General features: G+C 41.9%; 22 protein-coding genes. 13 read left to right on the top strand and 9 right to left on the bottom strand.

Annotated features, from left to right (window positions below; genetic code table 11):
- Positions 1-126: 126 nt before the first annotated feature.
- The gene (locus tag FHS10_RS19815) at positions 127-1,458 is read right to left on the bottom strand and encodes an FAD-dependent oxidoreductase (RefSeq protein ID WP_259093834.1); all 1,332 of its coding nucleotides are present in this window, start codon (positions 1,456-1,458) and stop codon (positions 127-129) included.
- A gap of 88 nt (positions 1,459-1,546) precedes the next feature.
- Here FHS10_RS19815 and FHS10_RS19810 point away from each other — a divergent pair, with 88 nt between their 5' ends.
- Positions 1,547-2,080, top strand: coding sequence for a YfiT family bacillithiol transferase (locus tag FHS10_RS19810; protein WP_259093831.1), 534 nt, complete (start codon positions 1,547-1,549; stop codon positions 2,078-2,080).
- 181 nt (positions 2,081-2,261) lie between these two features.
- On the opposite strand, the gene FHS10_RS19805 is transcribed toward FHS10_RS19810, so the two are convergent.
- The 4 genes from FHS10_RS19805 to FHS10_RS19790 form a co-directional block, all read right to left on the bottom strand.
- Complete coding sequence (locus FHS10_RS19805; protein WP_259093829.1) at positions 2,262-5,993, bottom strand: ATP-binding protein; 3,732 nt, start codon at positions 5,991-5,993, stop codon at positions 2,262-2,264.
- Positions 5,994-6,053: 60 nt separating this feature from the next.
- Positions 6,054-6,941, bottom strand: coding sequence for an ACP S-malonyltransferase (gene fabD / locus FHS10_RS19800; RefSeq protein ID WP_259093826.1), 888 nt, complete (start codon positions 6,939-6,941; stop codon positions 6,054-6,056).
- 90 nt (positions 6,942-7,031) lie between these two features.
- Entirely contained in the window at positions 7,032-7,679 is a 648-nt protein-coding gene (gene folE, locus FHS10_RS19795) for a GTP cyclohydrolase I FolE (protein ID WP_259093824.1), read from the bottom strand.
- An 8-nt stretch (positions 7,680-7,687) separates the two neighbouring features.
- Positions 7,688-8,104 (bottom strand): 6-pyruvoyl trahydropterin synthase family protein, encoded by a 417-nt coding sequence (locus FHS10_RS19790; RefSeq protein WP_259093931.1) that lies wholly within the window; start codon positions 8,102-8,104, stop codon positions 7,688-7,690.
- A gap of 95 nt (positions 8,105-8,199) precedes the next feature.
- Here FHS10_RS19790 and mqnB point away from each other — a divergent pair, with 95 nt between their 5' ends.
- Genes mqnB through FHS10_RS19770 form a run of 4 tightly spaced genes read left to right on the top strand, consistent with a single transcriptional unit; the run spans position 8,200 to position 10,392 of the window.
- Positions 8,200-8,820, top strand: a complete 621-nt coding sequence (gene mqnB, locus FHS10_RS19785; protein WP_259093822.1) for a futalosine hydrolase — start codon at positions 8,200-8,202, stop codon at positions 8,818-8,820.
- Positions 8,821-8,841: 21 nt separating this feature from the next.
- Positions 8,842-9,693, top strand: a complete 852-nt coding sequence (locus FHS10_RS19780) for a menaquinone biosynthesis family protein (protein WP_259093820.1) — start codon at positions 8,842-8,844, stop codon at positions 9,691-9,693.
- 28 nt (positions 9,694-9,721) lie between these two features.
- Entirely contained in the window at positions 9,722-9,949 is a 228-nt protein-coding gene (locus FHS10_RS19775) for a hypothetical protein (RefSeq protein ID WP_259093817.1), read from the top strand.
- Positions 9,946-10,392 carry a type II toxin-antitoxin system VapC family toxin gene (locus FHS10_RS19770; RefSeq protein WP_259093815.1) on the top strand — a complete coding sequence of 149 codons (447 nt, stop codon included), beginning with the start codon at positions 9,946-9,948 and terminating at the stop codon, positions 10,390-10,392. The genes FHS10_RS19775 and FHS10_RS19770 overlap by 4 nt, the downstream gene beginning before the upstream one ends.
- Positions 10,393-10,781: 389 nt before the next feature.
- On the opposite strand, the gene hflX is transcribed toward FHS10_RS19770, so the two are convergent.
- The gene (gene hflX / locus FHS10_RS19765) at positions 10,782-11,966 is read right to left on the bottom strand and encodes a GTPase HflX (RefSeq protein ID WP_259093813.1); all 1,185 of its coding nucleotides are present in this window, start codon (positions 11,964-11,966) and stop codon (positions 10,782-10,784) included.
- 204 nt (positions 11,967-12,170) lie between these two features.
- Between hflX and FHS10_RS19760 the strand changes: the two genes are divergently transcribed.
- The 4 genes from FHS10_RS19760 to ruvC are packed head-to-tail and all read left to right on the top strand — an operon-like array spanning position 12,171 to position 17,337.
- On the top strand, positions 12,171-14,141 hold the full coding sequence (locus FHS10_RS19760) for a DUF3858 domain-containing protein (RefSeq protein ID WP_259093812.1): 1,971 nt from the start codon (positions 12,171-12,173) through the stop codon (positions 14,139-14,141).
- Between the two features lie 7 nt (positions 14,142-14,148).
- Positions 14,149-16,089: a DUF3857 domain-containing protein gene (locus FHS10_RS19755; RefSeq protein WP_259093809.1), complete on the top strand. Its 1,941-nt coding sequence runs from the start codon at positions 14,149-14,151 to the stop codon at positions 16,087-16,089.
- Between the two features lie 11 nt (positions 16,090-16,100).
- Positions 16,101-16,739 carry a leucyl/phenylalanyl-tRNA--protein transferase gene (gene aat, locus FHS10_RS19750; protein WP_259093807.1) on the top strand — a complete coding sequence of 213 codons (639 nt, stop codon included), beginning with the start codon at positions 16,101-16,103 and terminating at the stop codon, positions 16,737-16,739.
- 19 nt (positions 16,740-16,758) lie between these two features.
- A complete protein-coding gene (gene ruvC, locus FHS10_RS19745; protein ID WP_259093805.1) occupies positions 16,759-17,337 on the top strand; it encodes a crossover junction endodeoxyribonuclease RuvC in 579 nt (192 codons plus the stop codon).
- A 118-nt stretch (positions 17,338-17,455) separates the two neighbouring features.
- Here ruvC and FHS10_RS19740 read toward each other — a convergent pair whose 3' ends face one another.
- Complete coding sequence (locus tag FHS10_RS19740) at positions 17,456-19,051, bottom strand: alpha-amylase family glycosyl hydrolase (protein WP_259093803.1); 1,596 nt, start codon at positions 19,049-19,051, stop codon at positions 17,456-17,458.
- A gap of 290 nt (positions 19,052-19,341) precedes the next feature.
- On the opposite strand from FHS10_RS19740, the gene FHS10_RS19735 reads away from it, so the two are divergent.
- Positions 19,342-20,475, top strand: a complete 1,134-nt coding sequence (locus tag FHS10_RS19735; RefSeq protein WP_259093800.1) for an alcohol dehydrogenase catalytic domain-containing protein — start codon at positions 19,342-19,344, stop codon at positions 20,473-20,475.
- Positions 20,465-21,262, top strand: a complete 798-nt coding sequence (locus FHS10_RS19730) for an alpha/beta hydrolase (RefSeq protein ID WP_259093798.1) — start codon at positions 20,465-20,467, stop codon at positions 21,260-21,262. The genes FHS10_RS19735 and FHS10_RS19730 overlap by 11 nt, the downstream gene beginning before the upstream one ends.
- 417 nt (positions 21,263-21,679) lie before the next feature.
- On the opposite strand, the gene FHS10_RS19725 is transcribed toward FHS10_RS19730, so the two are convergent.
- Complete coding sequence (locus tag FHS10_RS19725) at positions 21,680-22,666, bottom strand: NHL repeat-containing protein (RefSeq protein WP_259093795.1); 987 nt, start codon at positions 22,664-22,666, stop codon at positions 21,680-21,682.
- A gap of 213 nt (positions 22,667-22,879) precedes the next feature.
- On the opposite strand from FHS10_RS19725, the gene FHS10_RS19720 reads away from it, so the two are divergent.
- Positions 22,880-23,332, top strand: coding sequence for a 3-oxoacyl-ACP synthase (locus FHS10_RS19720; protein WP_259093794.1), 453 nt, complete (start codon positions 22,880-22,882; stop codon positions 23,330-23,332).
- 343 nt (positions 23,333-23,675) lie between these two features.
- Positions 23,676-24,062 carry an RNA-binding regulator gene (rbp, locus tag FHS10_RS19715; protein ID WP_259093792.1) on the top strand — a complete coding sequence of 129 codons (387 nt, stop codon included), beginning with the start codon at positions 23,676-23,678 and terminating at the stop codon, positions 24,060-24,062.
- A 457-nt stretch (positions 24,063-24,519) separates the two neighbouring features.
- Here the strand turns inward: rbp and FHS10_RS19710 are convergent, their stop codons facing one another.
- Positions 24,520-25,776 (bottom strand): pyridoxal phosphate-dependent aminotransferase, encoded by a 1,257-nt coding sequence (locus FHS10_RS19710; protein ID WP_259093790.1) that lies wholly within the window; start codon positions 25,774-25,776, stop codon positions 24,520-24,522.
- Positions 25,777-25,863: the final 87 nt, after the last annotated feature.

The following is a 25,863-nucleotide window of genomic DNA, read 5'->3' as shown; positions in this document are numbered from 1 at the left end:
TGACAGGCGGCACCCCAGCGGGGTGAAAGCTTTGTAGAAATAACATACCCCAATTTTAGAGCTCCATAGGAGCTCTTATCTACTTTGCACGTCCATTCCGCCCCCCCCCCCATACCTTTTCCCGCTCTAATTGATCAACCTTCCCCCTAAATCAACCGTTCTGCTAAACGGATTCAAAAACTTGTTGATCAATATGGCAAATTCCCGGCGCGTAATTGAACGTTTCAAATCAAAATCACTGGTAAACTTGTATTGGTTTTTCCAGGCTTTAGCCATATCTATCTGCAGTGATTTCGGCTCGGCAAGGGTAATTTCGCTGATTAGCGACAACGTGTTACCCACTGTGAATTTTGCCCCTGGTTTTTCGCGGTTAAACCATAAAAAGGTACGGGTATAAATGTCGTTCAACACGGGTTCAATTTCGGCAGTGTTAATGATGGAATCGGGCATAAAATAAACCTGTTTTGTGCCCGAATCCTGTGCCCCTTTTATGAGGCCCGTAGCGCCAATCTGCTGTATCGCCCTAAAATAACGGTCGCTTTGTTTTACATCGGTAAAGGGCATTAGGTATCCTTTAAAATCAAGCAACTCGCCTTGTATCAGTCGTACATTAAGTTTGGTGGTATTGGTTTTAAAAAAGGCTATAAAAGCGGCAGTTGCACCTGCGCCTTGCCCCAATGTAAGTTGATTAGCCAGGTATTGGATATCATCCTCGGGGAAAAGCTTAGTGGTGACCAGCAAATTGGTTGTCCCCCTGACTACAATAGCATTAAGCGGAATGCAGTAAGAGGGCCATTGCGGATAATTATTTTTAGGGGATATAGTATCCGCAAGTTGACCCGAAAATCCTACCCCGGTAGCTATACTGGTACGGTATGCATTCGACTGATGGTCATCGGCAAAAAAGTTAAACGCTTTAAAATCCTTACTGAATTTTTCGGTTGCCGAAGCATTGGCTGTAGCGTCAATCAGCACTTTGGCTTTTATCAATTGTGTGTTTCCATCCTGGGAAATGGTTGCTGTCCAACCGTCATCATCTTTTTTAATATTGCTGATGGGGGTGTTTAGTTTTAGCGTGAGATTCTTTACCGTATCGGCTATTTTTTTAACGATAGACGCCGCCGTATAGGGCTCAAACTTTAATGGCGCGCTATAGGTGGTATCGTAACCGGCAGTGTTTTTATAAAACTCCCTGATGCGTTTGCGAAATTCGCCCCAGGTGCCGGATGATAGCTCTTTTCCCGGCGTTATGGTGATTGTGGTTTGACCTGTCATGCCGGGGAATAGCTGGGCGCCCGGTTCAACCAATAGCGTTTTTAATTTGCTGCGCGCGCCTTGTATAGCAGCCGCGGTGCCGCTGGGGCCGCCGCCTATTACCAAAATATCGGTTTTTATGGTTTGGGCATAGGTTAATGAAAAATTGAAGAGCAGCAGTACTGAAAATAACTTTTTTATCATCGGTTTTTATAACACGTACAAAACGCTAATTTAAGTTAAAGCTTGTGGTACTATAAAATTATCCCTAATTTAATTTTTTTTAGAGCTTATGACAGACGAACAAATGAAATACCCGATAGGGAAATTCGCGCCACCGGCATCATTCACCGATGAAGATATCCTGATATGGATAGATGATTTGCGCACGTTGCCGGGTAAATTAAGAAGCGCTATCACCGGCTTAAACTACCAGGAACTGGATACACCGTACCGTACCGGAGGATGGACATTACGGCAGGTGATTCACCATTTGGCAGATAGTCACATGAACTCTATTACCCGTTTTAAACTGGCCCTTACCGAAAAGAACCCTGTTATAAAACCATACGAAGAAGCCGATTGGGCGCTGTTGCCTGATTATCGCCTGCCCGTAGAGTCGTCATTAAAAATGCTGGAAGGGATTCATATTCATATGGTAGCACTGTTTGAAAGCTTTACCGAAAACGAATGGGAACGCAGCTTTGTACACCCCGCATCCGGCGATACCGTATCCCTAAAAAAAGGCCTGGCCTTATACTCATGGCACAGCAGGCACCACTTAGCGCACGTTACCGAGACGGTGAAGAAATTGGTGAAGGTATAGGGTTGGGTGAAAACGCAAGTTAGGGTAAAGGCGAAAGGTAAAAGGTTTTTGGTGGTATATTATCAGATTTTGTTAGAAGAGGTAATCGCTTTACAACTGAATGCAGTCATCTTTTACCTTTCGCTTTAAACTTTTCATGCAGCTACCTTTTACGTTTCGCCTTTACCCTTTCACCTCAAATCTACGCAGATGGGAAGCTCAAATAAAAGGTGGTCCCTATTTCCATGGTGGTTTCAAACCATACTTTGCCGTTGGCATTTTCAATGGAGTTTTTAACAAAGGCAAGTCCTAACCCGGTACCCGAGCTTTTGGTGGTAAAGTTGGGTTCAAAGATCTTTTCGCGCATATGCTCTGGGATACCATTGCCGTTATCTTTAATGGTAAGCAGTATGTTTTTACTGGTGATAAGGTAATTGATCTCAATCACTCCCTTCCTGTCGGGCGGGGTTGCTTCAATAGCGTTTTTGAGCAGGTTGTTAAAGCAGCGCAACAATTGATCCCTATCTGCAGCAACAACAAATGGTGTTTCTGGTGCCTGGTATACTATGTAAATATTGTCCATTTGTTTAAAAATGGTAACTGCCTGGCTCAGCATCTCAAAAATATTTATAGGCTCAATTCGTGTATCCGGCATCTTAGCAAATGCCGAAAATTCAGATGCTATTGACGATAGACTCTCTATCTGCTCCACAAATGATTTGCTAAAGCGCTCAAACTTGGCATCAAACTTCGGATCCTTATCCCTCCATGATTTATCAAGCAGCTGTAAACCTAACTTAAGCGGGGTAAGCGGGTTTTTAATTTCATGGGCAACCTGCTTGGCCATCTCGCGCCAGGCGCTTTCCCTTTCAGACTGGGCCAGCCTGTTAGCACTATTTTCAAGCGCCGAGATCATTTTGTTATATTCTTTTACCAATGCTCCAATCTCGTCATTACGCTGCCATTTGATAGGTTCATTCTTTTTGCCGTATATGGTTTTACTCAGGGTTTCCTGTATGAAGCTCAATGGCGCGGTGATTTGCCTGGCAATAATAATGGCAAACAATCCTATCGCTATAAAAACCAGGGCGTACACATTGATCATCACGTTTAATAATGATCCTATCCGCTCTTTATAATCGGCCTCGTTTGAAAAATAAGGCAACTGGATATAGGCTATCGTTTTATTATTTGAGGTAACAATAGGAGCATAGGCAGCTTTGTAACTTAACTCCCCAATCCGCTCATCATTAACGATCTCGGTTTTTTGAAGCTTACTTAAATAAATAAACGCCCTTGAGTTCATCCTTTTAGCTACCAGGCCATATTCATAGATCTTGGGCTGCGTGGTTACCAGTGGTATGCCCTTCAAATCAAACAAGATCAGATCTGTGGCGTAGGTTTTAGCCAGCACGTTAAAATCTACCTGGCTTTTTTCGTTTACGTTATAAATGTAGCGGTTTAGGGTGCCTGTTTGAAAAGCCTCTGCAATGCGGGTTATTTTATCCCTTATTTGTTTTTCCTGCTGATTATGGTATTGGTTACCTATAGATATAAAGGTTATAAAACCAACCACAATAAGCGTTACTACCACAGCTATGATCATTACAAACTGGATACGGGTTTTGTAAAGTACCTTGCCAAAATTAATCTTAAAACTCCAACGGATCCTATCGTTTGTAATGCTCAGGATCCTGATACGCATCCAGGCTCCGCGGGCTATAATGACAATGGCACTAAATATAAGCAGCGACATGAAAAAGAAAGTAATAGAAGTAACCCCATTATAAAGCGGATTAATTTCTTTACTCACTACAATTAAATTACGCTTACTGGGTTTGTAGGCCAGGTGCTCATATTTGCTAAAAGCGTTATACCACTCCGGACTATTGCTTTTGGTGGTTTTTACAACATACTCTTTAAGTTTTCCTTTAAAATCGGTATTGTTTAGCGAGTAAACGTAACTCCCTTTCTGACTTAGCAATACGTCATCGCTATAATAGGCGTATGAATAATCTTTAAATTCATCTTCGGAGCGGATGGGGCCATCTAACAGTAACTCAGGGAAAGCCCCGGTTTGCAGAGGCTTTGCTTTAAACTCAACCACCAGGGTGCCCAATTGCCTGCTATTGCTATTTATAGCCAGGATAGCAAAATAGCTTTGAAAGCCAAACGATTGCGGAAAACGATAAAAATGCGTACCCGGCACTTTAAAGGAACTATATACAACCAGGTCTTTAAACGTATTAATCGGCAGGTCGTCGGCGTCGCCCATGGGCTGGTCGCCGGCGTTATATTCGTGGATCTTTAATCCGTATTTAGATAGGTAGCCATCAAAATATAGTTTTTGAAAACGGGTAGTAAGGTATTCGTTATTATGAACATTCTCTTTAAAATAACGGATAATGGCGGTGTCGGTAACAATCCTGCTTTCTATTCTTTTAAAGTAGTTTTCAGCATCAGGGTCTTCGGGATCTTCCAATTTGTGCACAAGCGCTTTGCGTACCTCTCCTTCTTTAATGCCTTCAAAATGGTTCAGTTTTATAGCCGAAATAAGCGAACAAATAAAAATGATGTATAAAAAGGTACTTGTGGTTAGCTTGCTTCCCTGGTATATAAAACCGTAGGCCCTTATCAATACCAACAGCATCCACAGCAGGTAAAACATAGTAAACTCGTAATATACCATGAATACAACGGTGGTGCTAACAATACCTACCAGCAGCAAAAAAAACTGGTGAGATTTAGGCACATCCAGCTTTAGGCACAGGTAAAGTAAAACATCATCAAGCAGGTAAAATATCAGGAAACTAAAGCAAAGCATTAAAACGCCCAGCAAGCTAAACGATGAAAGCCCGAGTACGTTGTTTACATTAAAGTTAATATGGGAGTGAATAACCAGGTCATAAAACAACCTCAATAGCGAAGTAGATATCACTAATAACAGTAAAATGCTTAGGATTACGGTAAGGTAGCCTAAAGCCCCGCCATATACTTTGGTAAATAACCTGTGCCGTTGCAGATATATAAATGTCACAAACCAAAATACACAAATGATATTGATGCAGACATCGGCAAAAGAAGGGTAGAGAATGCCCGATTGATATAGTTTAGGATCGAAGATTTTGATAGTGCCGCTGAAATCGGGGAGGTGGTAGTATAAATTAACAACCCGGAATAACACGATAAACAACAGCATAACCAATACCGAAAACCAAGGGTATGCTTTAGCCGCCATATAACAACAGATGTTGTGGATGAGCACACAAAGCGTTAAAATGGTGAGGATCCAGAAGACTGATTCATAGTAGACAAAAGCGTAATTAATATTATCAGGCTTTTGTCTTATCGAAAAAAGGTAATCATTGGTGCTGTTATGCACAGCATAAACGTCTTTGTCGCCAAGTTCGGCTATCTCGATATTGTTGCTGGTGGTAATATCCCTGGCAAAGGTATTTTGCAGGTATTGGTTGGTAAACGTGTAATTTATTTTTACCGGGATAAAAAATATAGCAGAGAAATCGCCATCTGTTTTCTTTATAGCTTCGTAGTAGCCATTAGGTTGTTTGATGAAAGATGTTCCTTCCTTTATGTTTTGAAGGGTATCTGGCAAAACTTTGATCCCGCTCCAAAAACTCAGTTTGTTATTGTAAGCGGTAACAAACCATATGCTATGGTTTGTGGTAAAATTGTCAATGAAACTGATGGCATTCTGATCGCTTTCGGCAAGGTTTTTTAACTGGTTAAACTTTACCTTATTGTTTAACTGGTTAAAAATAAAGGCTTCTTTTTTGTGCAGATTATCTTCAAGACTTTGCCCTGTTTGCACCAGGTTATTAACCGGGGTATACGTTTTCTGAACAAAAATAGCTGTCAGTAATAACCCGATACCAATAAGGGTTAGCAATAAACGTATTTTTCCGGAGGTAGTCAAAATGCTATCAGATAAATTGATTTAAACAAAAAAAGGCACTGTTTACAGCGCCTTTAAAATTTATTGAGGTAATGTAGCACTCGCTGTTGCAATTGCCCTGTCAACTTTTTTTACAAGGCCCTGCAATACATTGCCTGGTCCAACTTCGGTAAAGGAAGTGGCACCGTCCTCTAACATATGTTTTATGGTTTGTGTCCACCTTACAGCGCCGGTTAACTGGGCTATTAAGTTTTGTTTGATTAATGCCGGATCAGTATAGGGTTTGGCATCAATGTTTTGGTAGATGGGACAAACAGGGGCGTTGATCTCTGTAGCAACAATGGCCAATTCCAATTCAACCCTTGCCGATTCCATTAACGGTGAGTGGAACGCGCCACCAACTTTCAGTTTAAGCGCCCTTTTTGCACCGGCGGCAAGCAATTTTTCGCAGGCGGCATCAACACCTTCAATGGTACCGGATATTACCAGCTGACCAGGACAGTTGTAATTTGCGGTTACTACTACATCAGTAACCTGCTGACATACATCTTCAACAACAAAATCATCCAGGCCTAAAATCGCAGCCATGGTTGATGGTTGTAACTCGCAGGCTTTTTGCATGGCATTGGCACGTGCAGCTACTAAACGTAAGCCATCCTCAAATGATAAAGCACCGGCTGCTACCAAGGCAGAAAACTCACCTAAAGAGTGACCGGCAACCATTTCCGGCTTAAAATCATCGCCCAAAACCGAGGCTAAAATTGTTGAATGTAAAAATATGGCCGGCTGGGTTACGTTGGTTTGCACCAGGTCTTCGGCGGTGCCATCAAACATTACATCGGTAATGCGGAAACCTAATATCTCGTTTGCTTTTTCAAATAGCTCGCGGGCTTTGTCTGATTGTTCGTACAGATCTTTACCCATACCTGGAAACTGGGCACCCTGCCCCGGAAAAATATATGCTTTCATGTGCCCCCTAACCCCCTAAAGGGGGAATTTTATGTTTATTATTTAATTATAAATACCCGTGCCTGCTCCCCCTTCAGGGGGCTGGGGGGCTTAACTCAATTTAGAACTTATCAAATTTAAAAACTCTGTACGTGTTTTCTCTTTCAAAAACTCGCCGGTAAAAGCCGATGTGGTTGTTACCGAGTTTTGCTTTTGTACACCGCGCATACTCATACACAAGTGGCGGCATTCAATAACTACGCCCACACCAATTGGGTTTAATGTTTCCTGTATGCAATCACGAATTTGGTTGGTTAAACGCTCCTGTACCTGCAGCCTGCGGGCAAAGGCGTCAACCACACGTGGAATTTTGCTTAGGCCTACAACATAGCCATTAGGAATATAGGCGATGTGAGCCTTACCAAAAAACGGCAGCATATGATGCTCGCACATGGAGTATACTTCAATATCCTTTACTATTACCATTTGGCTGTACTCTTCCTTAAACATGGCCGAGTTAAGAATGTTTTGAGCATCCAGATCATATCCATGGGTTAAATACAGCATGGCTTTGGCAATCCGCTCGGGTGTTTTCAGTAATCCCTCGCGTTCAGGATCTTCGCCTATTTGTTTGAGTACGTTCAGATAATTGGCCGATAGGTTTTCTATCAGTTTAGGATTGTACCGGTCTATTTTGGTGTAACCGTCAATGTCGTCATCGTCATCATCGCGGCTTGGAATGTGATCTTTATCTATCATCTTATCATTTATCCGCCAAAATATTCGGCCGAGTTATTTTCAGTTTCATACAATTTAACCGAGTGTAAAAACACACCCTCATAGGCCTCAATCGGAGCTTTCAGCTGGTTAAATATCTCAATGCAAAGCAGCTCTGTTGATGCCATTTTGCCTGCCATAAAATCAACATCTTTGTTAATGTTTTTGTGATCAAGCTTTTCAATCACATATTCATTAATGATTACCTTTAGTTCTTTAAGGTCTATCAAATAACCGGTAGCATGCGTAACTTCGCCCTTAACGGTTACAAATAAATTGTAGTTATGACCATGCCAGTTGGGGTTGGCACATTTGCCAAACACCTCATTGTTTTTTTCAGCGCTCCATTCCTCACGGTACATCCTGTGAGCGGCATTAAAATGTTCCTTGCGCGTTATATGTATCATCATAATAAATAGTGGGTGCAAATATACAAAACAAAAACAGGCTGGTTGTTTTATATTAGCAGTCAAAAAAGCGTAATGAAATTTATAAAAGCAAGATGCTCATATTAGTAGTTGCTGCCACCGCGCCCGAGATTGAACCATTAACCAGGCATTTTGGCAATAAAATAGACGTGTTGATAACAGGTGCCGGTATGGTACCCACGGCCTTTAAACTTGGCCAGCAGGTTACCCGCCAAAAGTATGACCTGGTACTTAATCTTGGCATTGCAGGAAGTTTTGACAGGAACATACAACCCGGGTACGTAGTAGAAGTTACCGAAGACACCTTTTCTGAAACCGGTGCCGAAGATGATGAGCAATTTATCCCCATCACCACCCTTGGCTTTGGCGAAAACACCTTTAAACCTACAACCACGCTTGAGGAGGTTGAAAGTAACTTTTATTTGAAAAAAGCCAGGGCTATCACAGTAAACACGGTTCACGGCAATGAGGCATCCATTAAAAAAGTGCAGGCCCGTTTAAGCCCTCAACTGGAAAGTATGGAAGGCGCGGCTTTCTTTTATGCCTGCCAGCAGGCAAATGCAAAATGCATGCAAATCAGGGCTGTGTCAAATTATGTAGAAAAACGTAACCGGGCGAGCTGGCAAATAGGGCTTGCCATAAAAAATCTGAATACATTTGCCATCGATCTCATCGACGCGATCATTGATTTATAGGTACTGTTATAACATTTTACTATGAAACTAACGCTTGGTTTTTCTCCCTGCCCTAATGATACTTTTATTTTTGATGCACTTATTCACCATAAAATTGATACCGAAGGTTTAAAGTTTGAGGTGTTTTATGACGACGTGGAAACCCTTAACCAAAAAGCATTTCGCGGCGAGCTGGATGTAACCAAATTAAGCTACCACGCGTTTGCTTACGTAGCCGATAAATATGTATTGCTTGACTCTGGCAGTGCCCTGGGTTTTGGCGTTGGCCCCATGCTGATTTGCAAGAACGATCCTGAAGAACTGCTCTCGCAACTCGAAACCGGCAACCCGAACCTGAAAATAGGGATCCCTGGAAAATATACTACGGCTAATTTCCTGTTGGGCAATGCCTTCCCGAATGCCACTAACAAGGTTGAACTTGTTTTTTCTGATATTGAGAACGCGGTGTTAGAAGGCCGGGTAGACGTCGGTTTGATCATCCACGAAAACAGGTTTACCTACCAGGATAAAGGCCTCAAAAAGATCATCGACCTGGGCGATCATTGGGAAAAACAAACAGGTTGCGCCATTCCGCTGGGGGGGATTGTAGCAAACCGCAATTTGCCATTGGATGTGCAACACAAATTGAACCGGGTATTGCGTAAGTCGGTAGAGTTTGCCTTTGCCAATCCAAAATCGGGCCTCGAATTCATTCGTTCCCACGCCCAGGAAATGAGCGAGGAAGTGATGTATAAACACATCGAACTTTACGTAAATAAATACTCGGTAGAGTTAGGCGAAGAGGGCAGAAAAGCGATTAAGCTGCTTTTTGATACGGCCTTGAAGAATAATTTTATCCCGGCGATACAAGAGGAACTGTTTTTAACTGATTGATTTTATTATATTTGTATAGGAGGCAGCTATGAAAGCAGAAAAAAATAAAACATCAGCAAGTCCATATATTCCGCAGATACCCCGATCATATTCTATTGATGAAATTTTGGCTGCAGGAGGACCTGTTGCCTTTGCAACTAAAATGGGACAAAGGCCCGAAAAGATAGATGACGATCTCGCTTTGTTGCCAGACAGCGCGTCGCTTACTATCGATGAACTTAACGAGGCTCTTATTATTCTGAAAGAGAGTAAATGAGTTTATTGCTGGATACCAATATTTTATTTCACTTATCCAAAGAGCCTAAAAAGAGGCTCTTAAATACGGTGATAAATCCAGATGGGCACAAATTATACGTATCGGTAGTTACCCTGGGTGAAATAAGATCTATTGCATTACGCAACAACTGGGGCAAAGACAAATGGAATGCAATTGAGGTTCTATTAAAAACGGTATTTTTAATAGATATAAATGAAAACCTGGTAGAAACATACGCTCAAATTGACACGTTTTCACAACGAAGGAATCCATCCTTCAACGATTATCAATTTGCCACTCCCCGCAATATGGGAAAAAACGATCTGTGGATAGCATCTACCGCGGCGCTGTTAAATTTAACCCTTGTTACAACCGATAAAGATTTTGATCATCTTCATAAAGTGTTTCTGGAAGTTCGCTTAATTAACCCGGAAAAATTTTAGCAAAAAGAAGAATCCGGGGAGGATTCTTCTTTTTGCTTTTGCAATTTACTAATCAAAAGTTCCCCTTTCAGGGGGTTAGGGGGCCTCCTCAGGGCAAACGCATCTAAATTGGGTTAACATAACTTAACACATTTTAGATATGATATCTTATAATTAACTAATAATCAATGGTTTATGTCTAAACAAGGTTGGCGCTAAACTGATGTATGGCGCAATTTAGGCGCATCCAAATATTGGTGCCTGTTGTTAGCAAATACAAGCCCTTTCGACACCTGGATCATTTAACCAGCACCAGGCAATAAAAACAAGATATCATTTGATGCCTATATCTTCCCGACACAATAGGCTTATCCCCGTTAACTATTTAGATGCGTTTGCCCAGGGGCTTCCTAATACAACAAATGGTCATACGGATACCTTTCAGTATGTATCTCCTTCACTTCCTCATAAAGCAAAGCCCTGAACTCATCAACATTTTCCTTTTTTGTGGCCGATATAAATATAGCCGGGCTATTATTTTTGGCCATCCAGCTGTGTTTAAAGTCATCCAGGGTTAACGGCTCTGCTTGTTGCTCAAGCTGGTGATCTTCGGGTTTAAACGCATCTATCTTGTTAAATACCGTGATCATCCGTTTATCAATAGCGCCAATATCTTTCAGCGTTTCGTTAACCGTACGGATCTGGTCTTCAAAATTAGGGTGCGATACATCCACCACATGGATCAATATATCGGCTTCACGTACTTCATCCAGGGTCGACTTAAAACACTCCACCAATTGGTGAGGTAATTTGCGGATAAAACCTACCGTATCTGATAAAAGGAATGGCACGTTTTCTAACACCACCTTCCTCACGGTAGTATCCAGGGTTGCAAACAGCTTATTCTCTGCAAATACCTCCGATTTGGAAATCAAATTCATAATGGTTGATTTGCCTACGTTGGTATAACCCACCAAAGCGGTACGCACCATTTGTTGGCGGTTTTTGCGCTGGGTTTCGTTTTGCTTATCGATTTGTTTAAGCCTGTCTTTCAGTAACGTAATCTTGTTCAGGATTAAACGCCTGTCGGTCTCAATTTGTGACTCACCCGGGCCGCGCATACCAATACCACCCTTTTGGCGCTCAAGGTGGGTCCATAAGCGGGTAAGGCGGGGCAGTAAATACTGTAGCTGTGCCAGTTCAACCTGGGTTTTGGCCTGGGCGGTTTGCGCGCGGTTGGCAAAAATATCCAGGATAAGGTTATTACGGTCCAGGATTTTTACCTGCAATTCGTTTTCTATATTACGTAGTTGCGATGGCGATAGCTCATCATCAAAAACTACCATATCAATTTCTTCTTCAACAACAAAAGCCCTGATATCCTCCAGCCTGCCCGATCCTACAAACGTAGCCCTATCCGGTCGCTGCAGTTTTTGGGTAAACCATTTAACGGTTTCGCCGCCGGCAGTGGCTACTAAAAATTCAAGTTCTTCTAAATACTCTTTTTCCTGTTCGTCGGTTACGTGCGGTGTCATTACGCCAACCAAAACAGCTTTTTCCTGCTTCACAGCAGTATCATAAAATTTTTGCTTCATTAACTATGGTCTATCAAATCAATTGCCAGTTTACTAAATATATGCACAAAGGGCTCCCGTAGTGCCAAAATAGCATGCTTAAAATTCAAAAGCAGGTGATGCTGTAAAATTATAAAATCAAATGTATAAAGTGGTTAATAATGAAGTATATAAAATAATGACTTATTTGTTATATTGTGCCACCGTATCCTTGTTACTTTTTATATGAGAAGAATTTTTACACTCTTAATTCCTGTTGTTTTTGCATCATTTGCCAAAGCGCAAACCAATCCTGCCGTTGTGCATTTTGGAAAGATAGATAATGCTGATCTTGAAATGACCAAATGCGACTTTGAACCCGACGCGAATGCCGAGGTACTTTTTAATAAAGCTGATATTTATTACGATGCCACCTTTAATATTGAGGGCGAATACCATAAACGGATAAAAATATTTAATGATAATGGCAAAGATCAGGCTAACATCCGTATTGAGTTTTATGGAGGCAACAGGTTGGAATATATTACCGATGTACAGGCCGAAACCATTAACCTGGTTAACGGAAAGCCCGAAATAACAAAAGTAGATAAAAAGCTTATTTACACGCAGGCCATTGATAAAGTACGTAGCGTCATTGTGTTTTCAATGCCCAACGTAAAGCCAGGCTCAGTTATTGAATATAAATATAAATTTGGCACACAATCTTTCAGCAATTTCCCATCCTGGGATTTTCAGGAAAAGATACCAACCCGTTACAGTGAGTTGGATACCTCCATCCCGGATATACTATACTTCAGGGAAAACAGGCGCATATGGCAGCCGTATTTCAAATCTGAACACCATAGCGATGCAAGGAGCATTGGCAGCGGCTCTGAAGCTGTAATGTACAATGAGGAGAGACAAAGCAGAGTGCTGGTTAATATTCCATCGCTGCATGATGAGCCTTATATGCGTTCTTATGCCGATAATTTGCTAAGTCTGCACTTCACTTTAACGTCTGTAAAATCTACCTATGGGTTTTTCAAATCGTACTCAGACACCTGGGCGAAAGTTGGCGGCATTATAGCCGACGATGAGGATTTTGGAGGGCAGCTTAAACGAAAACTTAACGGCGAGGAAGCAATCATTAACAAAGCCAAGGCACTTAAAACCGACGAAGAAAAAATCGCATTTGTTTTTAATACTGTAAAAAATATAATGAAGTGGGATGGTGTAGATCGTTGGTATACAACCGATGGCACCTACCGGGCCTGGGAAAAGAAAACCGGAAACTCGGCCGAAGTAAATATTATCTTGTACCATCTGCTTAAACAGTCGGGAGTAAAAGCATACCCCATGATAGTAAGTACGCGCGATAATGGGAGAGTGGTGCGTTATAACACCTCGTTATCGCAATTTAACAGAGCCGTGGTTTACGTGCCTGTTGATACCGTTAAAGAATATATACTTGATGCCACTAATAAATATAATTTGTATAACGAAACTCCCGACGAATTACTTAACTCAGAAGGACTTTATATTGATAAAGCTACCAATCAGTATGATATGGTTTTTATTAAAAGGGAAGACCCGGTAAAGCAGTTAACCATTATAAATGCAGATATATTGCCGGATAGTAAAATTGCCGGAACGGCCAATATAGTTAGTTATTCGTATCACAAAATAAACAACACCCGACGCTATAAAACAGATGGTGAAAAAAAGTACATTGACTTTATTCGGGATAACGACAATAACCTTAAAATAAATTCCCTGAAAATGGAAAATATAGAGGTTGATACACTCCCTTTAACACAAAATGTATCTTTCAACCTGGACCTTAATGGATCAGATGGTAATTACATTTACTTTAATCCTAATTTGTTCAGCACCATGCGCATAAATCCTTTTTTAAGCGAAAATCGCGCAACGGATATTGATTTTGGTTACTTAACTAAATACGAGGTAATTGGGCGATATAAATTGCCGGCTGGTTTTAAAATTGATGCTTTGCCCAAAAGCAACGTTATGACCATGCAGGATAAAAGCATCAGCTTTAAAAGAATGGTGGCCGAAGATGACGGATATATTCAAATACGCTATATCATCGAACACAAGGAGGCTCATTACGATAAGGAAAGCTACAATGAGCTAAGGCAATTTTACAAGCTAATGCATGATATGCTTAACGAGCAGGTAGTACTTAAAAAAGGTTAATAACAACATGTTTACCAAATATTATACCAGGCTGCTGCTTATAACAGCGGCCTTATGTGCACTATATGGCAAAAGCCATGGCCAGGATAAAAACATCCCTAAAGATTTATACATCGCCTCAACCATTCCCGATTCGTTAAAGGAGGATGCAAATTCGGTTGTGCGATATTCAAATGATGAAGTTACCGTAAAAGGGCCCGGAAAAATGTTGTTGAAACATCATAGCATTATAACTATATTAAATGAAAAAGATGATAATGAAGCTGTCATGCAAATGGGTTACAATAAAAAATATGATTCCTACAGTAGCATAGAAATGAATGTTTTTGATGCATTGGGTAAGCAAATAAAAAAATATCGCAAAAGTGATATGTACGATGGCTCCCAGGCAGATGACGAAACTATGGTTACCAATGAAAGATTTTTAGCCGTTAAGCATGCTGTTGCATCCTACCCTATCACTATTGAGAAAATTTATGAAGAAGACGAAAGCAGTTTTATTGGCCTGGATAGCTGGTACATTCAAAATCAGGTTGAGCAATCGGCGCAGTTTTTATATTATAAAATCTCTTATAATCCCACAATTGGCCTCCGGTTTAAAAACACCAATACCAAAATAAAGCCCGAAAAAGGGAATGCCGACGGCCTTGAAAGTTATACATGGAAAGCGCAAAATTTGAAGGCTATAAAAAAAGAGGAAAATGTTTTATTATGGAGCGTTTTACCAAAAATATCTTTTGCTGCAAGTTCATTTGATTGTTACGGTTACCCCGGCGATTTTAGCAGCTGGCAATCTTTTGGAAATTGGATAAAGGCGCTATATGCAGATGGCTGCACATTGAGCCCGGAACGGGCTGCTGAGGTCAAAAAGATGACCGATACCATAAAAACGGACAAAGAGAAAGCCCGCTTTTTATATAACTATATGCAAAAAAGCATGAGATACGTGGGGATCCAGTTGGGTATTGGTGGTTATAAGCCTTTCCCGGCAACCTTTGTAGACCAAAAAAAATATGGGGATTGTAAAGCACTATCCAACTACATGCGGGCTTTACTCACAGCAGTTAATATCAACTCATATTATACAGTTATAAGGTCGGCAAATAATGCCGAGCCTATTGATGCCACTTTTCCGGCTAATACGTTTAATCACGTTGTTTTGTGCGTTCCGTTTAAAAATGACACCACCTGGCTGGAGTGTACAAGTAATACCAGGCCATTCGGCAAAATGGATCCGTCTACAGAGAACACCAAGGCGCTTTTAATTACAGAAAATGGAGGACGGTTAATAAATACACCTAAAAGTTTGGCGGCTGATAACCAGTTTAACAGCGAGGTACATATAGTTTTAGATGTTGATGGAGGAGCCAAAGCTCAGTTAAAAATTCTGAGTACAGGAATATACAGATCGGACTACATCGGCGTTGCTGCCCTAAAAACCGATGAGCAAAAGGAATACATTATACGCGATTTGCATATGAAACAGCCATCGGTGTTTAGTTTTACACCATCGGCAGATAATGGCGGTGTAAAAGAAGTAGATATAAGCCTTGAATATGATAAGTTTTGTGATGTAGCAACAGCCGATAAACAGTTTTATAAGCCTTCCGTATTTTCACTTTGGCAAGGCACAGTTCCCATTGTTGAGAAAAGGAAGAATGATTTTTATTTTGACACGCCATTGCAAAAATCATGCGTAACAACTATTGATCTGCCTGCTGGTTTTGAAGTGGAGGCGCTTCCTGCTAATCAAACGCTAAAATTTACTTACGGCAGTTACGATGTTAAATATGTTTACGATGCAACTAAAAACCAGGTAACCGGCACGGCGAAATTTAACCTTACGGATTATATTATACCCGCAGCAAAATACACCGAAATGCAGATATATATGGATGCGGTTATTAAAGCGCAAAATAAAAAACTGGTGATTCGGCGCAAAGCGTAAATTTGCGCCCGATGATATTCAGGCTTGATGAACGTTTAATATTTCCTGAGCCCGATCTGGCCGAACCAGACGGGCTTTTGGCTGTAGGCGGCGACCTATCTACCCAGCGCTTGGTATTAGCTTATCAGCATGGCATTTTCCCCTGGTACAGTGATGAAAGCCCCATCCTGTGGTATTCGCCGCATGAACGCTTTGTGCTCTATCCACAGGAGTTAAAGATCTCTAAATCCATGCGACAGATAATGCGCTTGGGCAAGTTTAATATCACCTCAAATACCTGTTTTGCCGATGTGATTAAAGCCTGCTCGACAGCACCGCGCGAGGGGCAGGATGGTACCTGGATTACCGATGATATGATGAATGCTTACATTGCGCTGTATACGGCCGGTTATGCCCATTCGGTAGAGGTTTGGGAGGGTGAAGTATTGGTGGGTGGACTTTACGGCATTTGGGTTGGCGATGTTTTTTGTGGCGAAAGTATGTTTAGCAGGGTAAGCAATGCTTCAAAAATGGCGCTTATTTACCTGTGCCAGAGTGGTAAGTTTAATTTGATAGACTGCCAGGTACATACAGATCACCTGGAATCAATGGGGGCCAGGATGATAAGCCGTGAGCAATATATAGCCGTTTTACACAATAGTTTGCTTTGATTACCTACCTTTGAACAGTATGCAGCAGGCTAACACAAAGGAGCGGATCATTTTGGGGATTGACCCCGGTACAGCGGTAATGGGCTATGGCCTGGTTAAAGAAACCGGACCAAAAATTGAACTGATAGCCCTGGGCGTTGTAAAAATGGAAAAGCTGGATGATCATATGCTGAAGCTGCAGCGTATCTTCGAAAAAACTGTTGCCCTTATTGACAATTACCATCCCGATTGCCTGGCTATTGAGGCGCCATTTTATGGCAAAAACATCCAGGTAATGCTTAAATTGGGCAGAGCGCAGGGCGTAGCCATGGCTGCAGCTTTATCGCGCAATGTAGAGATTACGGAATACGCGCCCCGCAAAATAAAACAATCCATCACCGGCAATGGCAACGCCACCAAAGAACAGGTTGCCGCAATGCTGCAAACCCTCCTGAAGTTTACCGAAACCCCCGATTTTTTAGATGCGACAGATGGTTTGGCCGTAGCAGTTTGTCACTCCTTCCAAAGGATAAGCACCGGTGCCAAATCCGGCGGCAGCAAAAAATCATATTCGGGTTGGGATACTTTTGCAAAGGATAACGCTAAGAGGATAGTGTAGTCAACTTTTTTGTAGAGACGCATCACATGCGTCTCCCGCAGGACAAGCAAATCACAAATCCGCTCTGTAAAGTTTCAGACGCATGTAATGCGTCTCTACGGTGAAAAATTGTCGTTGCTTACTCCACCACCCAGGCCCCAATCCCGTAAGCTGCCAAACTCAGGTTCAATTTACCCTCGCTTACCACAGGCATATCCTTCCCTAAAAAAACACTTACTTTTTTGCCAACCAACCCAGGCACATCAACCTTAGCTACCTGATCTTTATCAGATAGGTTAACCACTACAACAACCGCCTTTTCCCTATCCCTGCGGATAAACGAAAACACTTTGTCGTTATCATTATCAACTGTTTTATAAGTGCCCTTAGTAATGGCGGAATTTGATCTTCTCAGGCGGATCATCGCCTTATAATAATTAAACAACGAGTTGGTATCTTTTCGCTCCTCTTCTAAAGAGATGCCATCGTTGGGCTTATCGTCATTGAATTGATCCTTATGCTCGCCCTTTTGTTTGTACCAGTAGGCCATGCCTTTGCCCTGGGCGTTGGCATACCAATCAAAGGCCTGCCGCTCCGGGATCTCATTTGCATCGGTCGGGCCAAAGTTTTGCGATGCGCCCGTCATGCCCAACTCCTGCCCGTAATAAATAGCCGGCGTGCCACCCATCAACAGGTTAAGCGCGCAGCCTATTTTAAGCTTGCGGATATCACCGCTAACTGCCGAACTGTATCGGCTCATATCATGGTTTTCAATAAAAACTATCTGCTGCTTACCAGGCGGGTTCATAGTTAAGGTCGAATCGGCATTAGCCATAAACAGATCTTTCCTGAAAAGCCTGATGGCATAGGCCAGCCTGATGCCAAAAACTTCATCAACGCCGCCTTTGTCCAGGTAATCCAACCCCAGGCTAAACCAATTGGCTTGTTCGGCAACGATCTTTATTTTAGGGTTGATAGCCCGCAGTTTAGCAAACAGCGGGTTCCAGAAGGTGTCAAATAAATGAGGCAGCGCCCCTTTATTATCGAGGTTATCCATCATGTGGTCAATCCTGAAACCATCTACACCGTCGTCAAATTTGCCGTCGTGGTTAGGGTCCAGCCAGTAACTGAATAGTTTATCGTTATAAGCTTTTGATTTTTCGCTGTTTAAATTGGCTGTGGTAATTTTATGGGTAACGCCATCATAGCCTTTTAATTCGGTTAGGCCGCTCACAATGGTGGATGGTTTTTTATTTTCATGATCGTCCCAAAGTATGTAATCAGTGTATGATGATTTAGGGTTGCCATAGGCATCCTTCCACCATTTGGAGTCTTCGGTAACATACTGGGTTTCCATATCCATATAAAACTTCATTCCCCGTTTGTGAAGTTCTTTAATGAGCACCAAATAATCCTGCAGCGTGCCATATTTAGGGTCGATCTTTTGAAAATCGATAGCAAAATAATTATGGTAATAAATGGATTCATAAAGTGGGGTACACAGTACAGATGTAAAACCCAGCTCTTGCAAATAATCCAGCTTCTGGCGGATGCCGTTCAGGTCGCCATGCTCATCGCCATTACTATCGAAAAAACTCCGCTGAAAAATATGATAAATGATCTCGTCGCCTGTGCCGTTTTTACGCTCACTTTTTTTCAAATGCCACGTAGCTGCCACTGCTGTAACTGCAATGCAAAACATACCTGTAATTGCAGCAAGTTTCATTATTTTCATGATGTTATAATTGGTATTCAAAACAACATAAAGCAATACTAATATACAATGAATAAACGGGGTTTATAGTGGTGGATTTTATTCAGGTAAATTATACTTATAGTTAAAATAGTGTTCAATAAGAAAGGTAAAGGGATAATATTGGCCACTTATTGAATAATTTTGTATAGTTTTAATTTCACTTGTAGCCCTACTTTTGCTCGTTACTTCTTGGCAAATTTCACGCTCACGGGCACCATTAAAGGCATGGAAATTTGACCTTATATCTGCTAAACAATAAATATTAAAGCATGGCAATTACGTGCAAAGCAGCCATTGCCCATGGCGACGGAAGCTTTTCGATACAGGACATCCTGGTACAGGACCCACAGGCCGATGAGGTGTTGGTAAAAGTAATGGCCGCCGGCCTTTGCCATACCGATTATGACTCCCTTAACTGGGGCAAAACACTCATTTTAGGCCACGAAGGGGCAGGCGTTATTGAAAAGGTAGGTGCCGGGGTAACCGATCTTAGCGCAGGCGATAAAGTGATATTAAACTGGGCAATGCATTGCGGTAAATGCTTTCAATGTTTAGAGGGTAACCAACACCTATGTGAGGTGGCTTCGCCGGTAGCGGCGGGTGGCAATGGGTATACACCCGGGCATGCTGCCTTGTTGGGTACCACGTTTAACGGCGAGCCTGTTTTGCGTTCATTTAACATAGGTACCATAGCCGGGTATACACTGGTTAAAGCATCTGCAGTAGTTAAAAATGCTTCAACAACTATGTCATTCCCGGCAGCAAGCATTATTAGCTGCGGAGTAATGACTGGTTATGGCTCGGTAATTAACGCGGCCAAAGTAAAATCTGGGTCATCAGTAGTGGTGTTGGGTACAGGTGGCGTAGGTTTAAATGTGATCCAGGGTGCAAAAATTGCCAATGCCGGGATGATCATCGCCATAGATATCAACCAAAACCGGTTGGATATGGCCCTGAAGTTTGGCGCAACGCATACCATTTTGGCCGATAGCGCCGATACCGGGCTTTTAAAGGCCGCGCAACAGGTAAAAGCCATGACCGAAAACCGGGGTGCCGACTACGCCTTTGAATGTACTGCCATACCCGGGTTAGGAGCGGCGCCATTGGCTATGGTGCGCAACGCAGGTACCGCGGTACAGGTTAGTGGTATTGAACAGGATGTGACCATTGATATGCGCCTTTTTGAATGGGATAAAATTTATATAAACCCGCTGTATGGCAAATGCCGTCCGCAGGTAGATTTTCCACAAATTGTACATCATTATGAGATTGGGAGCCTGCTGCTGGAAGAAATGATTACACGTACTTATAAAATAAATGAACTGGATAAAGCGTTTGACGACATGCTTAATGGCAGAAACGCCAAAGGAGTTATAGTGTTCCATCAAGAAGATGCCCTTTAAAACAACAGAGATTTCGAACCCGCAGTTTGAAAGTAACAACCTGCGCTTTATTACGGTAAAAAGCCCTAACCTTAAAGGCCGGGGAGATATTTGTGTTTACGTGCCGCCGGGTGCAAAGCCCGCGGATACCGTGCCCATTGTGATACTCCTGCATGGTGTGTATGGCAGCGTCTGGAGCTGGAGCCATAGCGCCGGCGTGCATTTAACAGCCAACGAATTAATAGCCAATGGCGAATTGCCACCCATGATTATTGCCATGCCATCAGACGGGCTTTGGGGCGACGGATCTGGCTATTTACTTAACAGCGGCTACAATTTTGAAAAATGGATAGCCGAAGATGTGCCTATGGCCATAAGAGAGAACATAGCAGGTGCAAAAAAAGATTCGCCTTTGTTTATTTCGGGCTTATCAATGGGTGGGTTTGGCGCTTTACGTATTGGTGCAAAATACGGTCACTTGTTTAGGGCTGTATCCGGTATGTCGTCTATCACCAGCTTACCGCAGATTAAGCTTTTTGCCGAAGAGCCTTTAAAATATTACGCACAGGACAATGTAGTTGACGAGGATGTGTTTGCAACCTTTAAACATTATAGGAACCAACTCCCACCGGTTAGGTTTGATTGTGGTGTAAACGACTTGCTGATAAGGTACAACCGCGATTTGCATCAAAAAATGTTGCAGGCCGGGATGCCTCATATTTATGAGGAACACGGTGGCGGGCACGAATGGTCATACTGGGCAAAACACGTAATAACTACCCTTCGTTTTTTTGCCTCATACTTTTAAGCTCGTTTGAGTTTTTAATAATGGCTGAAATGAATTAAATATAAGATATTGATAGATAGTTAATTGCAGGTAAATTGGATAATAATTATCATTTTATTGTCAATTACATAACAGCATATATACCAACCCGGCTATTTCAAGCGTTTATCTACTTTGTAGGTTCATACCTGCAAATAGTGATAAGGTTTAGGTTTAAAGTCCCCAAGCAGCGAGTGCAAGGGGACTTTTATTTTTCTTGACGATTCCCACAAATAAGTACCTGAATTAACTATTTAATTTTTGAAATTGCATCCTCCATCTATAACGTTGCGCTCCGATGTCAACATAGAAGGGGTGAATTAAGAGGAATTTAAGATTAAAAAAAATCGCAACGCGGTATTCCGGGTGATCAGGTTAACAACATTGGGGCATAAGCATTTATTTTTTTACTATTCCAATACCGGTAACAATGGAGTTATCGGTGCTAAGAATGGTTAGTACACCATTTTTCCAATAGGCTGATTCGCTGACATTGGCAGCGATGTTGTCTATTTGTCCGCCTGCGTAAACATCACCATTATCGTCCACCGCTATACAATTTAATTCTGCCGGTGCCCCGTCGGGTGTAGCAAGTATGGTCTTCTCATTGTTTTTCCAAACGGATATTGTTCCGCGTAGCTGGCTATTGCCGGCTACATACAAATCATTTCCTTTAACAGCTAACCCTTTCACGAAAAGAAAGTTATCTGTTTCAAACACTACCGCGCCATTCTTTAAAACGCGGGCTGGCGCACCTAAAAGTTCATTTCCTCTTCCGCCCACGTACACGTTATTCCCGCTAACGGCTACAGCCTCGATGTAGGAAAAGTGAGTGGAAAAATTAGTAGGTACATTATTTTTAAATAAAAATGTTCTTGAAACAACATACACATCGTTTCCACCCATCGCGATAGCTACTCCGCCCTCTCCATAAAGCTTATCGTTTTTATAGCAAACCGGGGTGTAATTGGCATCATCGCTTAAGGTATACACATCTGTTCCGTTGGTAACTATGCCATATGCTGCTCTGTTGTTAACCGCTATACAGTGAAATTTCTTATTTTTCCAATAGCCCATAGAATCGTTTAAAGCCCCTGCTATATATACATCTTTACCATAAACTGTAATGGCGTAGGCTACAGAAAGCGTATTGCGATATTCACCCAAAACGCTGGTAGAAGTTTGCAGACGATACGACTTATCATTAAGCCAGTATGAAGCAAAAATGCCCGAATCAATTGAAGACGAAGTGGTTGAAAAATAAATGCTGTTAGCTGGTGATTCTGGCTCAATTACCTTTTGTTTGGTACATCCGTAGATAAATGGCAGTGTACAAAGTAGTGCAAGCAATTTTACAACGCCTTTGATTTGTGATAGTGGTTCCATAGATATTATAGCCCAATTTAACATTTTTGCCTGTGGCTACAGGTTATATCTATGTTATGATATTTGTATACATAAGTTAACTGGCAATAACGTTTGGCGATGTTTAAATGCCTTGTATGCTAATAGCCAGGAGGAACAGCAGAATTTGTCCATCTATGGCCAATACGCTTGTCGCCGTCGCAATCTTCCACAATTATTGCTTTATTTGTGCCGATGAGTGATCTGAAAAGAGAATTATACAATTTATGTGTTGACCATGTGCGTCGTAGTATGGATGCCGCCGAACTTGCTATTCAGGAGGCTCAGCAATCATCAAATGATGATACCAAAAGCAGCGCTGGCGATAAGTACGAAACCGGCCGCGAAATGGCTCAGCAGGAAACCAACCGTAACCTGGCCCAATTAAATGAGGCTAATAAACTCCTGGTTGCCTTAAACCGCATAGGCGTTAGCAGTACAGCTACTATTGCCGAACCAGGCAGCGTGATTGTAACCAATAACGGAAATTTTTACCTCGCTATCAGTGCAGGGAGTTTGCAGGCAGGTGGTAAAACTTATTTCGCGGTTTCACCGGCTTCCCCGGTTGGTCTCAAGCTTAGTGGTAAATCTGCAGGCGATTCTTTTTCACTCAACGGCAAATCATATACCATTCAATCGGTAAGCTAAGCATAAATGCCTTACAGGTAAGTTGCCGATCATCTAAATAGCACAGTGGTATTTACCATTAAATATAAAAATTATCTGCCCGCCCGTTTTTAAATAATAAACCGCTTGTTTTTATAATTTTTTCAATTAAATAACACGGCAAATAATATTAACAATTATTAAACTGCTCTTTTACAGTTAAAAACAGAACCTTTTTAACCTAAAATCAATAAAAGTTAACTTTTTTTAAAAATAAAAGCAGGTATTCACCAAATGATGCAGTAATCATCAAATATCTATTACTATATTTGATGTTAACAAAACTGGGCAACTAAATAACCTTGCCTTTATAAATTAAAGATTGATGAACATATTTGTAGGAAGCCTTCCTTTTCAATTAGAGGAAGCCGATTTAAAAGAGCTTTTTGAAGCGTACGGTGAAGTTAGCACTGTAAAAATTATTATTGACAGGGAATCTGGCAGAAGCAAAGGATTCGGATTTGTTGAAATGCCTGATGACGAAGCTGCACAAACAGCTATCACAGGTTTAAACGGATCTGATGTTAAAGGCAGGTCAATTGCTGTTAGCCAGGCTGAAGATAAAAAACCAAGAGACAGCAGAGGTGGCGGTGGTTATGGTGGTGGCAACCGTGGCGGCGGTGGCGGCTATGGCGGCGGCGGTAACCGTGGCGGCGGTGGCGGCGGCTACTCAAAAGATAACAGAGGCGGCGGCGGCGGTGGCCGTTGGTAAATTATAATTAAAGTAAATGGCCGGATAGCTATATCTGGCCATTTACTTTGTATGATACATCTACTACTACCTATCTATCTCTTTTCCGGGTATTTGCTTTAACAGGTTTTAAACCTGCCTGGTATTTATTTACCCTAATTTACCTGTTTGTTATAGCTCACGCATTGATTATTGAGGTAACTTTACTTTAAAAGTTGCGCCATCGTTTTGTGTTAATGCGATTTTAAACAGGCCCTAAAGGCTTTCTTTCGGGTGCTTTGCAGTCGCAAGGGCAAACTCATGTCCGTTTTCTCGTCCAGGCTATTCTTCCATACGCTTTTGTATCGAACAACAATGAACTCTTTACGGGCCCAATTGATCATATGTCATAAGATGACGATATAAAAATGGCCATACAAAAAAGGGGCAGTGCATATTGTAATGCATTACCCCTTTGTAAAATAATATCAAAAAGCTGTTATTTCAATTTAGCAAGGGCTTCTTTAATCCTTGGTATCAATTGTTGAATATCTTCCAACGTACTTGCACCTACCGATGCCCTGAACCAGTTTACATCATCATCGGTACCAAAGGCCGAGAACGGTACCAAAGCCACCTTAGCTTCTTTGATCAGGTAGAAGTTGATGTCGGCAGAGTTATTTAAAACCGCTCCATCAGGAGTGGTTTTGCCGGTATAATCAATTTTTAGGGTGAGGTAAATAGCACCCATCGGTTGAATAGAATCTACACTAAAGCCTTCGGCCTTCATCGCCTGGAAACCTTCATGCAGGGTTGTAAGGCTGGCCTGGATCTTTCCTTTAAGGTCGGCTAAGTAGGTATCAACAGCCGCGGTATTGGTAATGAAATGAGCCATAGCAACTTGTTCGGCTTTAGGCGACCAGGCACCCATGTGGCCAACAATGGCTTTCATGTTATCAATAATATTAGCTGGACCAAATCCCCAGCCTACACGTACACCTGTTGAGGCAAAACATTTTGATGCGCCATCAACAAATACAGTATATGGTTTAAGCTCGGGACGTAAAGTAACCGGATCATAGTGTTTAAAGTCGCCAAAGGTTAATTGCGAATAAATTTGATCGTACAGCAAGTACAACGGTTTTTCGCCGGCTGCGCGTTTTTTGTTTTCGGCAATTACCAGGTCACAAATTTCTTCCAGATCTTTTTTGTTGAACATGGTGCCCGTTGGGTTTAATGGCGAGCAAAGTGCTAATAAAGTTGCCCCTTCCAAATGAGGTGCAATTTCATCGGCGGTTGGCATAAAGTTGTTTTCGGGCTTGGTTTCAACAATAATGGCATTAGCGCCGGTAAGGTCGCTGTAATGATTGTTGTTCCATGATGGTGCCGGGAAAACTACCTTATCGCCCGGATCAACCAGCGCCAAAAAGGTGGAGTAGATCAGCGGACGTGAACCACCCGAGATCAGGATCTCATTGGCCTTATAGTTTAATCCCATCCGGCTGCTTAAAAATACCGAAACACTTTCGCGCAGGTTAAGCATGCCGTCAGCCGGCGGATAGTTGGTTTGGTTTTGGTTATAAGCCGCAACAATGCCTTCTTTCAGGTCATCCGGAATGGGATAAATATTTGAATCAAAATCGCCGATAGTTAGATTAGCGATATTCTGGCCTTGTCTTTTTAATTCGTTTATCTCACCTGCTATCTTAATGATCTCAGATCCGCGTAAATTTTGAGCTAATACAGAAACACTCATGGTATGGGTTTTATGAGCGGCAAAGATAGGGATTTTTGGGACTGTTGGACTTTAGGACTGTTGGATTTTGGGACATGATGGCCTTTT

The sequence above is a fragment of the Mucilaginibacter dorajii genome, from assembly GCF_024808255.1.
In the GTDB taxonomy this organism is placed as follows: domain Bacteria; phylum Bacteroidota; class Bacteroidia; order Sphingobacteriales; family Sphingobacteriaceae; genus Mucilaginibacter; species Mucilaginibacter dorajii.
Note: the sequence above shows the minus strand (reverse complement) of the source record. Positions and strands in the feature narration are given on the sequence as shown.